The organism is Photorhabdus kayaii, from assembly GCF_025384895.1.
Classification (GTDB): Bacteria; Pseudomonadota; Gammaproteobacteria; order Enterobacterales; family Enterobacteriaceae; genus Photorhabdus; species Photorhabdus kayaii.
This window is the reverse complement of sequence record NZ_JAJAFZ010000059.1, coordinates 13,856-28,922: the sequence shown is the minus strand read 5'-3', so window position 1 is coordinate 28,922 and position 15,067 is coordinate 13,856. Positions and strand designations below refer to the sequence as shown.

Sequence of the window (15,067 nt, the reverse complement as noted above, 5' to 3'; positions counted from 1 at the left end):
TTTTTCCGCCTGTTTTTTTGTTACGCTTAATCATCATGGCATATTGTGTTTTATGTTTAAAAAACATTAATCACACTCGCTTTTTATCTTTATAAATCAGCCGGTAAATAGCTTGATGATGTAAAGATACTCTTTCGAATAATCACGCTTTTTTCAGGATTTAAATTCTGCCAAATTAACCTGTTTTACCCATTTTTTATGACATTATTTTGATGGTCTGCTGCGTAAAATGATGGGAATAAAGTTATTGAATATCAGACTGTATGAATAATATTCTTTTACTTGCTGATTTCTTTTTAACTCTCTATTAACGACTGATGGGTTTCGATTAAATGTAATTAACTGTTCTATTAAAAAACTTTACTTATTGAGTTAAATCTACCTTTTATATAAAAGATTTAATTCCTCTTTATTCTCACTTTTAAACAATCATGGCAGATTAATTAAATGTAAAGTAAGCGAAGAATAATATCACCTATAGATACATATTAAATATGACAATATACCCGTCATCTTTCAAGCTGCCTCTTTGTTGGCTGCACTCACTCACCCCGGTCACATAGTTATCTATGCTCCCGGGGATTCGTTCCCTTGCCGTCGTGATGCAACTTGAAATCCATAGGGTATAGATAAGCTTTTTAAAATCACGCTGTACCTTTTAAAAACGGGCATTAATAATGTGCTGATTTTTTTAATCCTTAGTTAAATCATTGTCGACAAAAAGGTGTTTACGATCGCTAAAAAAGGGAAATGAAAGTAAAAAGAGAAAGTGAATAATGTTAAAAACATAATGTGCTTGTTCTTTTTTCCTGATTTTAAAACCACACTGACAGATAAAAACGGATTTTCTTAACACCTGTTTTATCACCTTGGAATAAAGATGTGGTTAATCATTATCTTAATGAGTGAAAACTACTACAACCATTTGCTTTCAAATGGAATGAAAAATGGCAATCCATATGATTTAACCTGAGCAAATTGGATCGTTGGAGTCAATAATCTGAAATGTGCATGTTCAGCACGTTCATGGTGATCATAAATAATCACCAATATTATAGTCAATAAAGATATAATAACTTATGTGTTTATTCATCTATACCCGTCATCTTTCAAGTTGCCTCTTTGTTGGCTGCACTCGCTCACCCCGGTCACATCGTTATCTATGCTCCCGGGGATTCTCTCCCTTGCCGTCGCGATGCATCTTGAAATCCATAGGGTATATATTAGTGAACGTTGATGGAAAATATAAATTTAAAAAAACACCTTTCTTGAGAATTTTTGTTTTTTTATTGAAGAATAAAAGGCATTTAGAATATTGTTCCCCGTAACAATTTAAATATAAATTGTTTTTATTTTGTACTGAAAGTATTTATATGATTTTTTTGTTTATAATATAAGACTAAATTTATTTGACAGTTTTGTATTTGATGACTATTGTTCTTTCCTGATTTGCGGATGTTATTTCAAATATAATAATATCTTTAGTTATTATATACATTCAATATAAATAGCATTTTGTGATGTTTTTCAATTTGTTGTTTTTATTATGAATTTTAATTTTCATAAATTAATTAATATGGGTGATTATATTTTATTGATAATAAATGGAAACTATTTCTAACGTGATAATTTGTTATTGCATATTTGTTTTTAAATTTAGTGTAAATCTGAGAGTGATTCGTCATTTTAATTACTGATGAATACATAGTTATTTTTTTATAATTGATGTAAATCAGTAAAAATATTTTCACTATAAGAGGTCGGTAATTATTTTTTCGTCGTTGTTGACAACATATTTAAAATAAATTGGCCGCAGGCCATATAGGAGTAAATAAGTGAAATATGACTTTATTGTCGTTGGTTCAGGGGCAATTGCAGGTTCAATCGCCTATGAGCTGGCAAGCAGAAATCTTTCGGTTTGTAGGGTTGGAGAGACTGATCGAACCAATGCTGCTTCCAAAGCGGCGGGTGCAATGAATGGGTGTTTTGGCGAAATTACCAGTGGCTTATTAGCGAGTGAACACGGTAAGTTGAAATTGAATATGGATTGTATTTCCAAAGAGCTTTGGCCGGCCTGGGCGCAACGGTTAGCTGACGCTTCCGGTGATACCCGATCGCTGTTCACTGCTAAAGGCACTCACGTGATACTGAACACTGCCGGGATGGAAGAGATTGACACTATCAATTATGACGCTATCGAACAAACCCTGAACGATTATGCGGCGCCTTATGAAACCGTTGATCCGCGTGAAATTGAGTGGTTAAAGCCCAACGATTTAGTGCGTCCGCTGCGTGCTTTGTACATCCCTGATGAGCATGCGCTGAACTCGCATTTATTGCTGGAAAAGCTGGATGCGGCATTTGTTGCTGAAGGTGGATGTCTTAAAGAAGAGAATGTTAAGTGTGTGCTGATTGAAGAGGGGTTAGCTACCGGTGTCGAATTGCTGAGTGGCGAACGTTTAATGGCAGATAAGGTCGTCGTGGCTGCCGGTGCACACTCGTTGGATCTGTTATCAAATATACCTTCAGTTGTTCGTCTAATTCCGCCAATCTTTGCCGGTTATGGGGTATCCATTCTGGTCAAGATGCCGAAAGGCAGAGAATTGCCGACCTCAGTCATCCGTACCCCTAACCGGGCATTTGCTTGCGGGCTGCATTGTGTGCCACGTGGTGATGGTGTGCTGTATCTTGGCGCCACCAATATTCTGTCTGAAAAACCACGCAGTCAGGCATTGATTTCTGATGTGCAGTTCTTGTTGGATTGTGCGTTAGATCAGTTGGATATTAACTTACATGATGCTGAGATCCTCTCAATTCAGGTTGGTAACCGGCCAATTCCTGCTGATGGGTTCCCGCTGATTGGCGAATGTGGCGTAAATGGTCTTTGGTTGGCTACCGGAACTTACCGTGATGGCTTACATCAATCACCGTTATTAGCGGATTATGTGGCTAATGCTTTGACGGGAGTAGAAAATACACTCATTAATCTTGATGATTTCAATCCCGTTCGTCCTCCGTTGGTCGGTTTCTCCCGTGACGTGATGGCTAAAGAAACTACCCAACAAATGTTTGCTACCGGTTACGAATATCGTTGGGATATCAAACCTTACTGGCTGCCACTGCTGAATGAAGGGATGATGCGCAATTATCAGAATTTAATTGAGTCTCTTCACCCTCAATTCACGCCACCGCCAGAGTTGGTTGCCTTCTCTCATATTTATGAATCCATGCGTGAACGGTTACGTAGTTATTATGAGGCATGGTCATGAGTTTTTCGCTGAAAGATCAAGTTGTTATTGATAAAGCCAGAGAGTTACTGTCAGAGGCCGGCGTTTGGGATGTGGAAACCGATCTCACGTGCCTGATTGACCGTTATCTGGAAAGGCGTTGTAAAGATCGCGCCCGTGATGAATTTATGCTTGCGGTTCATGAACGCTGTAACCGGGTCCCTCTTGGGCATATTGTCGGTACTGTGGATTTTGATGGATTGCCTCTGACGGTGGGGACCGGGGTATTTATCCCGCGCCCTCATAGTCAAGTTATTCATAAATGGCTGGAGAATGAATATCAAACACCTCCGGGGGCAGTGGTTCTGGATTTATGCTCCGGTAGTGGTGCTATCGGTTTAGCTATTGCTAAACGTCGCCCGGATTTAAAGGTCACTTGCGTCGAATATGATGATGTGGCTTTTCAATACCTGACACGCAATATCTATCGGTTGGCGAATTGGGCGATTAAAGCCGATGCATTAAAAGCAGATTTACGGGATTGGCAAGCATTTTCTCAATTTAATGGATCGGTGGCGTTGATTGTGGCTAATCCACCTTATGTGCCGGAACAGCAGGAAATATTGCCGGAATGGGAGAAGCATCATCCTTATGCGTCGGTGTATTCGGGAGATGATGGGCTTGACTTAACGCGGTTGATTATCAAACAAGCTAAACAGCTACTGCAATCAGAAGGTTGGTTAATTATTGAACATGGTGAAAACCAGGGAGAGTGTGTCAGAACATTATTTTCAGCGTCTGGCTTCTCCTCGGTACGAACCATTATCGATGAAGATATTTCTGATACAACAGGCAGTTCGGTAATCACTGTTGGTTGTAAGCTCATTTGAACTTAGACAGTTGGAGTCTAGATAATGAATGTAAAACACAAGCAGGACTGGATGACAATTCGCCGGTCACGGACAACCGGCGCCTTAGCGCAAGCTATCGACGAAGGTTTGACCAGTTTCACTGTAGTTGAGCGTCAAGGTAAGCAAGTTATTACAGAGGAAGGAAAAGTCTTTACTGAATTTGTTTCCTGCTCTTATTTGGGATTAGAACATCATCCTGCCTTAATTGAAGCGGCAAATCAGGCAATGTCCCGCACAGGGATACATTTGTCATCGTCCCGTGGTGCGATGCGCCCACAATATTTGGGGCAATTGGAGAAACTGCTGGAAGAGATTTATCAGGGTGGTGCCGTTGCGGTGTTTACTTCCACCAGTAATGTTCATCTTGGTGTATTGCCGTTATTGGGGAGTGGCTCTCTACCTAACTATCCTCTTTCCCGGCCGGTACATTGGTTGATGGATAAAACTGCTCATGCCTCTATGCAGGTATTACGCGGTATTCTCGAACAGTTCGGACCAGTATCGCGGGTTGATAGTGCTGATGCACAGTCAGTACAGCAAGCTTTGCAGAACTGTAAGGAGAATCAGCGTACACCTGTCCTGCTGATTGATGGTATTGGTTCAATGAATGGTTTAATTCCGGTTGCGGAATTAACGCGACAATTGGCCGCTGCTGGAGGCTATGTCTATGTAGATGATGCTCATGGTATTTCCATTATGGGACGTCATGGTGCGGGTTATGCTTTTGCCGCACTTGACCATATTTTGCCATCCAACCTCATACTTGCCGGTTCATTATCCAAAGCCTTTGGTGGTGCCGGGGGTTTTGTGGTGGTTGCAGGTGCCGATGATGTCGAAGTGATTAGTACTTTAGCGAATCCTCTGGTTTTTGGTCATTCGATTATGGTGCCGATGTTGGCCGCTAACGTTGCCTCTGCAAGACTTCATCTCAGCCTTGAGATAGAAATCCGGCAGGAACAGTTATGGAAAAACATCAATCTGTTTGATTCTCTGATGGAGAACAGTTTGATGAATGCGGGTGTGCAATCTCCCGTTCGCGGCGCTTTATTCGAAAATGAAGCGGAAGGGCTTGAAGCTGCTCGTTTGCTGCGTGACAATGGCATCTTATTATTCCCAGTATTTTATCCACTGGTCCCGGATGGCAACGCAATGTTGCGCTTTGCTTTCTCTAGTGAGCATAAGGCAGGTGAAATCAAGCAGCTAGCAAATACTTTATTTGAAATAAGGGAAAAAGGACTGAATTGGGTTGAGCCACAGGCTGTAGTTCCACAGGTATAAATGACACCAGCTTACCGATAAATGAAATAAATCAGTGACGAAGATCAAACATATGACTCAAGCAATAATAAATAAACAGGACATATTACAACCTTACAGGGAATCTCTGGATGTTATTAATATGCAGATTTTGGCACTGCTTTCTGAACGTATGAAAGTTTGCATGAAAATCGCTGAGATAAAAGCGGAACAGGATATTCCGATGATGCAGCCACAACGTATTACCTCGTTATTGAATATGTTGCGGGATAAATCAACAGATTTTGGGTTACGGCCTGAATATATTGAATCAATATTTCAACTAGTTATCGAAGAGACTTGCCGTCGAGAAGAAGAGCTGATTGACCAGTTATTACACGAGAAAGTAAAAAATAATGAAAATACTGCTCATTGATAATTATGATTCCTTTACGCAAAACATTGCTCAATATCTGTATGAAGTAACGGGCAGTGTGCCATCCGTAGTCACCAATTCTTTGACTTATGAAGAGTTAACGATAGACGAATATGATGCGGTAGTCCTTTCTCCAGGGCCAGGACATCCGGCTGAAAGCAGTGATTTTGGGGTCTGTGCTGAGGTTATTGCACGTGCCAAAGTGCCACTGTTAGGTATTTGCCTCGGTCATCAGGGTATTTGCCTGGCATTTGGCGGCTTTGTAGAACATGCCCCCAATCCGGTACATGGCTATCGCAGTCGTATCAGGAACACCGGAGAAGGATTATTCCTTGGTTTGCCTGAACAGTTTGAAGTGGTCAGATATCACTCGTTGGTATGTACCCGGTTGCCTGACAGTCTAAAATGTACTGCCTGGACTGATGATGGCTTAATCATGGCAATTGAGCACACTGAAAGGCCAATCTGGGGGGTTCAATTTCATCCTGAATCGATTGATTCTGAATATGGGCGTGAGCTACTTAGTAATTTCGTGCGGATAGCGGAGACGTATAAAGAGAATAACGAACAGGAAGTTACCGCTCAGAATATATGTACTGATATCAATGATGCCTATCTTGCAGTAGGTGGAAGACAATATCTTAACCTGAATTATCGGGAGTGTAAGGAGATAGTCGATCCTGAATCCTTGTTCATTCAACGCTATGGCAATGATACACATGCTTTCTGGCTTGATAGTGAAAATTCTGATAGACCCAATGCCCGCTTCTCAATTATTGGAAGCGGTAATGAACAGGGCGCTATCAGGCTTGAATACTGTGTACAGACGGAGAGTTTGCGTTTAACCGGTCCTGATGGCGAGAGGGTTATTCAGGGAGATTTTTTCTCACAGATGTCTGAGTTGCTTGATAGGGTGGAAATTTTGACACCAAAATCGATGCCATTTGTATTTAAAGGCGGATTTGTTGGCTATTTAGGATATGAATTAAAGGCGCTGACAATTGGCAGCAACAAATACTGCTCAGAATATCCTGATGCCAGCTTAATATTTACTCCGCATTTTTTTGTCTTCGATCATCAGCAGAATAAACTTTATGAATGTTTTATCACACCGATAGGGCAGCCACATAATTGGTCACCGGAACTTTTAGTGACCATTGCAAAAAATACCGGTGAAGTGATACCTGATTTTATTCCCGGAGCTATCGATCAGAATAAAATTTGTCTGGAATATGGCGCTGAGAAGTATATGGATAGAATCCATAAATCACTCCAATACATCACAGATGGTGAGTCCTATGAAATCTGTCTGACGAATAGGGCAAAGATGACTTATTCAGGGCATCCATTGGACGCTTATCGGCGTATGCGTCATGCCAGCCCTGTACCTTATGGCGCTTATTTAGCCTGTGGAGATTTTTTTGTACTCAGCGCATCACCAGAAACGTTTTTACGTATTGATGAGGCCAGAAATATTGAATCCAGGCCGATTAAGGGGACCCGGCCACGAGGAAAAACGGCAGCGGATGATCAGTGTTTGCGGATGGAATTGAGTCAGTCCACTAAGGACAGAGCAGAAAATCTGATGATAGTGGACTTGGTGCGCCATGATCTTAATCAGGTATGTCGTCCAGGCAGTGTGCATGTACCTGAATTATTTAAAGTTGAGAGTTTCTCTTCTGTACATCAATTGGTTTCAACCATACGTGGTGAGTTATGTGAAGAAACGTCATCGATGGAAGCTATCCGGGCATGTTTTCCTGGAGGATCAATGACCGGAGCGCCGAAGAAGCGCACGATGGAGATTATTGACACGTTGGAGTCATCGGCACGTGGTGTTTATTCCGGCGCGCTTGGATGGTTGTCTTTCAGCGGTGAAGTGGAATTGAGCATTGTGATACGTACGGCTGTGTTACATCAAGAGTGTGCTGAATTTGGCATTGGGGGTGCAATTGTTGCTCACTCTGATCCTTATGGCGAATTTGAAGAGACATTGGTCAAAGCTAGCGTGCCATATTTCAGTTTTAGCCATATTGGCGGAGGAAATGTGTGAGTAACCATAAAGTGGTCATTCTTGGTGGGCAAGGTGCTATTGGTTCTTTATTAGAGCGCCTTTTTACTCGCTGTGGTCACATTGTATACAGTGTTGACAAACGAACGCAGGGAGTGCGTTCTCATCACGATCATTCTCATTATTATCAGATTGATATCTTAAATCCGGCTGTTGATGCTGAAGCGGTTTTTAGTGGGGCAAAGGCGGTAGTCTTTGCCTTACCGGAAGCGGTTGCCATACAAGCGTTGCCTTGGGTGTTATCTGCTATTGGTGATGATGTACAGATCGTGTCAACCTGTTCAGTTCAGGCCCCTTTCTATTCTGTATTAAGAACTGCCGCTCCCGGGCAGCCTTTCATGGGTGTTAACCCGATGTTCTCGCCATCTTTGCCGGAGCAAAAAAGGCCAGTTGCAGTCATTCTCGATAACTGTCATGTTAGTGAACATTGGATTGAGCAGGTATTGATGCAGGCTGATATGCGTATCAGTAGGATGATGCCGGAGGAACACGATCGGGTTATGGCGCTTTGTCAGGCTTTGCCCCATGCCGCGATACTGATTTTTGGCTTGGTGTTGGCGAAAAGTCCGTTAGATATTCGTACCTTGGCAACTATTGCGCCACCGCCCATGCGTACAATGTTGGCGTTATTATCAAGGATCTTACGCAATCCAATAGAAGTGTACTGGGACGTTCAATATGAAAATCCGATGGCTGCCGAACCGCGTCGGGAGTTGCTACATGCCATACAACAGTTAGATTCGATAGTACAGGTTGGCGATCAAACTGAATTTGGTTATAACCTCAGAGATATTGCGCAACAACTGGGGGAACAGCTTGATATCAGTGCTGCTGATTGCCAGCATATTTTTTCAACGCTTGAATGATATGGAAAGGAGTTGAGGGGATGTCGTTAAATAGAGTTGCTGAGGCTAACGGGCGGGCAGGACTCAGAAATTGGCTGGGATTACTGATATTGATGTTACCAGTATTGCTAGTGACTGTGGACAATACGATCTTAAGTTTTGCTTTACCAAAAATAGCTGAAGCTCTGGGACCGAGTGCAAGCCAGCAATTATGGATAATTGATGCTTATTCATTGGCATTGGCAGGTTTGCTGGTATCAATGGGAAGTATTGGTGATCGTGTTGGTCATCGTTCATTACTGTTATTTGGATCTTTGGGATTCACGGTTATTTCGGTGTTCACGGCACTGTCAACTTCACCTGAGCAATTGATTTTAGGGCGAGCCGTACTTGGATTTTTTGGTGCGATGCTGATGCCTTCAACTTTGGCTTTGATCAGCGTTCTTTTTGAGGATCGTGAACAGCGTCGATTGGCTGTTGCTATCTGGGCGACAACATTAACTATTGGTTCGGCCGTAGGTCCTGTAGTGGGTGGTGTTCTATTACAATTCTTCGATTGGAGTTCAATTTTTCTATTGGCAGTACCGGTATTAGTGCCATTGTTGATCTTCGGACCGATGTTATTGCCAGAGTCCGATAAAAAACAGACGGGCATTATCGATGTGTATAGCGTTCTGTTATCGATCGTTGCTATGGTTGGTATTGTTTACGCGATTAAACACCTTGCTAGTGATGGGTTTGAAATCAGTGTAATACTCGAACTGTCGGTTGGCCTTATTGCTGGCGTACTATTTGTTCGCCGACAACAGCATCTGCCTGTGCCGTTGATGGATCTTTCCCTGTTCCGCAATGGTATGTTCACTGGTTCGATTATTGTTAACTTACTGAGTTTGGCATTGCTGGTTGGTTTTGTCTTTTTTGCCACACAGGTCTTGCAAATTGTACTCGGTATGAAGCCGATTTTGGCTAGCCTGGCATTGGTTCCCGGACAAATAATGGCAATTGTTATGGGTATGGCGATAGTGCCTATTGCTCAACGGGTGCCTGCTCATTATCTGGTGCCAATTTTGCTGAGTGTTGCAGGTATTGCATTTCTTCTGGTAGCGAGTATCGGCAGTGATTTAGTCACTCTGATTGTTGCTTTCGCATTATTAGATATTAGTGTGGGAGCAATTGCTTCGGTGTCTAACGATTTGGTACTTTCGTCAGTACCCTCCTCTAAAGCAGGAGCGGCATCATCAATAAGCGAAACTGCTTATGAAGTGGGTGTTGTACTTGGCACGACTATTCTGGGGGGATTGGTCACTGCTTTCTATCGTATGACATTGCAATTACCAAATGAGATCTCTCAGGAACAGACGGGATTAGCTTTAGAGACTTTAGCGGGAGCTTACGTTGTAGCGAATTCATTAGCTGAATCAGAGGGGCAGAAGCTGATGACAGCGGCGGCGGAATCATTCACCAGCGCTATTCATATGATGAGCTGGATGACAGTGGTATTAACCGCAGGAGTGGTATTGCTCGCTTGGCGTTTGCTGAAAGCTCCGCAGAAAGAACAGGTGCTTGAGTATTGATAGTTTGACGTGCAGCCATTGGAAATGGCTGCACTGCATCGTGATAATTATTGCCTGTTTCATTAGGTTTTTTTATCGGTCATTTAAGCGTTTATTTGTAAGAAATCTTCTTATTGTAAAGAGAGTTATTTTCTACTTTTAAATTATATTCATAATTTCATTATTCAATAATATCTATGGATTTATATCTTATGGTGACTTTTGAAAATACAATTATACTTATTGTTTTTATTTGTATTTTCTAATAATACCTCATGAGATAAGTATAAAATTAGTATCTATTAAAAGGTAGTGACGTATCACAGAAATATTTCCATAATTAATGGAAAAAATGAGAATTTACATTAATATTTTAAATTGTGTCATTTAAATGTTGCATAAAATCGCTTTCTATAAAGTGAATAAATACTTACCTAATTGATTCTCACAGGAATTATTTTTCTGGCATATCCGTTGCTGAATCGCTTATATCTTTTGCCAGAAAAAATCGATGTTTTCGCTGTGGCTAATCTGGTAATTAGCCAGGGGCAATATTCTGGCTATTAGCAATTTAGTGTCACAATCGGTAGTGATAGCAGTTGATACTTTGGAGCTTGGTTAAATTAACAACTGATATATAAAATTATCCTAAATGTATAAATTTAAATTCTGGAGAATATCTATGGATAAAATAAGAACGGTTACTGAGACGTTGGCAATATTACATCAGAATCATCATCTGATTGGTGTAGAACGGCAGCCAAAGCAACTAAAGACCTCGGATTTTGACGGTAAGGTAATATTCTCCAACGATCCAGAAACAGCGACTGTGCCACCGGCATTTTTTACGGTACAAACCATACAAGAGTTGAAGGCGCTCGGCGGTGTACTTGACAGTGAGTACGGTCCTGGCAAAATGAAACCCCATCATCCGTTACCGGAGCCGTTTTCTGCTGAACGACTGGCAAATGTTTCTGGTAATCATATTGATCTGTGCAAAGCTTTTAGGGCCTATATCTATAGTGATTCTGCTTTAGTCAAAGATTATGAAGAAATGCTTAATGCTAAGCGCTTCCCGATGAAGGTTGCGTTATACAGTGGCGAGAAAATGACTATCTCCTCCGATAATCCATTGGTTGTTGAAGATAAAGATGATTATGGTGAGCCGGTTGTCTTGGTGTATGAGCAGATAATCATTGAACCGGGAGGTCAAATTATTTACCGCACTAATGGTCGAATCGAAGCTAACACTATTGTAGGGAATGAAAATACTGGAAAGGAGAATGTTGTCAATAGAGGCAGTAATGGTGCCGATGGTCTTGATGGTGCTCCAGGAAATCAAGGGGCTAATGGCAGTGATGGTAAAGATGGTAAAGATAGTAAAAATGGCTGCTTAATTAGCGCCACATCAGGTACTGATGGAGCCAGCGGTTCTGTCGGAGGATTAGGGGGGGATGGTGCAGCGGCTGGAAATGCGAATGACCTGACTATTACTACTAGTCAATCTCTTACTGGAACAGTAAATGCGGCAACGATAGGTGGTAACGGTGGTAACGGTGGAAGAGGCGGTCTTGGGGGGCGTGGGGGTAATGGGGGTAATGGAGGTAATTGGGGCAATGGAACAATCAAGTGGTGTCCTGCTGGGGAGGCAGGAAATGGAGGAGATGGAGGGAATGGAGGGAATGGAGGCAGGGGGGGTAAAGGTGGGGACAGTGGTAACATATATATTAATTACTCTGACGGTAATCCAGTACTTCAGGTTGTGTCAATTAATGGTCTTGGTGGGGAAGGTGGGAAGGGCGGTTGGGGAGGAATAGGGGGTGAACCTGGAAATAGTACCAGAGTACTCGGTATACATGGTTTTCAGGGAGCCTATGGTAAAGATGGTCTTAACGGAGAATTTGGAGATGACGGTAACACCGGTAAGATATATGTCAACGGTCATGAACGGGAATCTGCTCGGAAACTTAATCGCTAGTGGTACCGCAATCAGACGGGTTTGAACGACGGCCTTGCTGGTTGGCTTCGTTTTTTGCCACTCAGGTTTTACAAGTGTGCTGAGTATGAAGCCGATTTTGCATTGGTTCCTGGGTAAATTAATGGCGATTGTTATCGGCATGGCAATAGTGTCTGTTGCTCAATGTGATTTTTGAAGAATATAATCATGATTATTATCTTTTATTTGTATTTCCTAATAATACCTAATGAGACAAATATAAAATTGAAGCATTTAGTCAGCACGTATTAAAAGGTCGTGATGTATCACAGAAATATTCTCTTTAATTAATGAAAAAAGTGGGAAATTACATTAATATTTTAAATTGTGTCATTTAAATATCGCATTCAATCGCTTTCTGTAACGTGGATAAATACTTGCCTAATTGATTCTTATAGAAATTATTTTTCTGGCATACCCGTTGTTGAAATGCGTATATACCCTATGGATTTCAAGATGCATCGCGGCGGCAAGGGAGCGAATCCCCGGGAGCATAGATAACTATGTGACTGGGGTGAGTGAGTGCAGCCAACAAAGAGGTAACTTGAAAGATGACGGGTATAGATAACGATGTGACCGGGGTGAGTGCAGCCAACAAAGAGGCAATTTGAAAGATGACGGGTATAAATGTATAAATTTAAACTCTGGAGAAAATATCTATGGATAAAATAAGAACGGTTGCTGAAACTTTGGCAATATTACATCAGAATCATCATCTGATCGGTGTAGAACGGCAGCCAAAGCAACTTAAGACCTCGGATTTTGACGGCAAGGTCATATTTTCTAACGATCCGAAGACAGCGACTGTGCCACCTGCGTTTTTTACGGTACAAACCATACAAGAGTTGAAGGCACTCGGCGGTGTACCTGACAGTGAGTATGGCCCTGGCAAAATGGAGCCTCATCATCCGTTACCTGAACCATTTTCTGCTGAACGACTGGCAAATGTCACGGGTTATCATATTGATTTGTGTAAAGCTTTTAGGGCCTATATGTATAGTAATTCTGCTTTAGTCAAAGATTATGAGGAAATGCTTAATGCTAAGCGTTTCCCGATAAAGGTTGCGTTATACGTTGGCGAAAGAATCACTGTTACCGCAGATGCACCATTGCTTGTTGAAGATAAAGATGATTATGGCGAACCCGTTGTCTTGGTATATGACCAGATAATCATTGAACCGGGAGGTCAAATTATTTACCGCACTAATGGTAAGATCGAAGCTAATACTGTTGTAGGGAACAGCAATAATGATAAAAAGCAGAGCATTATCAGTAAAGGCACTGATGGAGACGATGGTTTTGAGGGTGAGCAGGGAAGTAATGGGGTTAATGGCAGCAATGGTAATATTGGTTCAGAGAATAAACATGGTTGCTCTGTTAAATCCACACCAGGTACTGATGCAACTGGCGGTTCTTCGGGAGCACAAGGGATGGATGGCAAAAGAGGTGGCAGTGCAAATGACGTAATTATTAATGTTGACATTTTTACTGGAGTAGTCAATGCGGCATCGATAGGTGGTAAGGGTGGAAAGGGTGGATATGGCGGTAATGGCGGGAATGGCGGGAATGGTGGAAATGGAGGAGCTGCAACAAACAAATGTAGTGCGGGATATGGAGGAAGGGGAGGGGATGGCGGTAATGGAGGGGATGGCGGTAATGGGGGTAACGGTGGGGACAGTGGTAACATATATATTAATTTCACTCAGGGTCAGCCAGTAATTAATGCTCTGTCATATAGAGGTGATGGCGGTAATGGAGGGGGCGGTGGTAAGGGAGGAATAGGCGGAGCAGGTGGGGTAGGTGGTGTTAATAGTAGAGGATTAAATACTAATGGTCATCCCGGAGTATCTGGTGAAGCGGGTAATGATGGGATATCCGGCAACGCTGGGACTTCTGGCAAGATATATGTTAACGGTAATGCACGGCAGCATAGTGATAATCAGACTTTAGACTGGCTTGAAGACTATAAATAAGCTGAAGTATAGCAACTGACCGCCTCTCCTGAAAAATTCACTTATTAGTTGAATCCAGCCTGCATAATTGGCGGTCTTATTTTTCTGTGCCAGCAATATTTAATTGTATACCCGTAATCATTGAAGATGCTTGATTTTATCCGAAATGGAGATCATTATTCTCGCCATGAAAATATTTATTACATCAGAACAAAAAATCAAACTTGAACGTCTTCACGACACAACTCGTGATGGTCAAGAATGTAGCGTATTTAAAGGTTGAGTTTATTCGTGGAAAAATCCTCTTCTTGTAAAGAGAATTATTTTCTACTTTTGATTTAAATTATATTAATAATTTTATTATTCAATAATATCTATGGGTATATATCTTATGGTAATTTTTGAAAATACAATTATACTTATTGTTTTTATTTGTATTTTATAATAATACCTCATGAGATAAGTATAAAATTGAAATTAGTATCTATTAAAAGGTAGTGACGTATCACAGAAATATTTTCCATAATTAATGAAAAAAATGAGAATTTACATTAATATTTTAAATTGTGTAATTTCAATGTCGTATTTAATTGCTTTCTGTAAAGTGAATAAATATTTACCTAATTAATTCTCGTTGGAATTATCTTTCTGGCCTACCTGTTGTTGAAGTAGCTGTATATTTTGCCAGAAAAAATCGGTGCTTTCGTTATGGCTAATTTGGTGATTAGCCAGAGGCAAAATTTTGACTATTAGCAATTTATACCCTATGGATTTCAAGATGGATCGCGACGGCAAGGGAGTGAATCCCCGGGAGCATAGATAACGATGTGACCGGGGTGA

General features: G+C 41.4%; 10 protein-coding genes. All 10 read left to right on the top strand.

The window, feature by feature from the left end:
* Positions 1 to 1,835: 1,835 nt before the first annotated feature.
* Positions 1,836 to 3,269 (top strand): NAD(P)/FAD-dependent oxidoreductase, encoded by a 1,434-nt coding sequence (locus LGZ98_RS18265; protein ID WP_113041466.1) that lies wholly within the window; start codon positions 1,836 to 1,838, stop codon positions 3,267 to 3,269.
* Positions 3,266 to 4,117 carry a HemK/PrmC family methyltransferase gene (locus tag LGZ98_RS18260; protein WP_113041465.1) on the top strand — a complete coding sequence of 284 codons (852 nt, stop codon included), beginning with the start codon at positions 3,266 to 3,268 and terminating at the stop codon, positions 4,115 to 4,117. The genes LGZ98_RS18265 and LGZ98_RS18260 overlap by 4 nt, the downstream gene beginning before the upstream one ends.
* A 24-nt stretch (positions 4,118 to 4,141) precedes the next feature.
* The gene (locus LGZ98_RS18255) at positions 4,142 to 5,416 is read left to right on the top strand and encodes an 8-amino-7-oxononanoate synthase family protein (RefSeq protein ID WP_262978369.1); all 1,275 of its coding nucleotides are present in this window, start codon (positions 4,142 to 4,144) and stop codon (positions 5,414 to 5,416) included.
* Positions 5,417 to 5,450: 34 nt separating this feature from the next.
* Positions 5,451 to 5,810 (top strand): chorismate mutase, encoded by a 360-nt coding sequence (locus tag LGZ98_RS18250; protein WP_113041463.1) that lies wholly within the window; start codon positions 5,451 to 5,453, stop codon positions 5,808 to 5,810.
* Complete coding sequence (gene pabB / locus LGZ98_RS18245) at positions 5,791 to 7,863, top strand: aminodeoxychorismate synthase component I (RefSeq protein WP_113041462.1); 2,073 nt, start codon at positions 5,791 to 5,793, stop codon at positions 7,861 to 7,863. The genes LGZ98_RS18250 and pabB overlap by 20 nt, the downstream gene beginning before the upstream one ends.
* A complete protein-coding gene (locus LGZ98_RS18240; RefSeq protein WP_113041461.1) occupies positions 7,860 to 8,747 on the top strand; it encodes a prephenate dehydrogenase dimerization domain-containing protein in 888 nt (295 codons plus the stop codon). Before pabB ends, LGZ98_RS18240 begins: the two co-directional genes overlap by 4 nt.
* A 20-nt stretch (positions 8,748 to 8,767) precedes the next feature.
* Positions 8,768 to 10,300 (top strand): MFS transporter, encoded by a 1,533-nt coding sequence (locus LGZ98_RS18235; protein WP_262978368.1) that lies wholly within the window; start codon positions 8,768 to 8,770, stop codon positions 10,298 to 10,300.
* 661 nt (positions 10,301 to 10,961) lie between these two features.
* Entirely contained in the window at positions 10,962 to 12,257 is a 1,296-nt protein-coding gene (locus LGZ98_RS18230) for a hypothetical protein (protein ID WP_262978367.1), read from the top strand.
* 439 nt (positions 12,258 to 12,696) lie between these two features.
* A complete protein-coding gene (locus LGZ98_RS18225; RefSeq protein ID WP_158536507.1) occupies positions 12,697 to 12,843 on the top strand; it encodes a hypothetical protein in 147 nt (48 codons plus the stop codon).
* 91 nt (positions 12,844 to 12,934) lie between these two features.
* Complete coding sequence (locus LGZ98_RS18220) at positions 12,935 to 14,248, top strand: hypothetical protein (RefSeq protein ID WP_113041458.1); 1,314 nt, start codon at positions 12,935 to 12,937, stop codon at positions 14,246 to 14,248.
* Positions 14,249 to 15,067 lie beyond the last annotated feature (819 nt).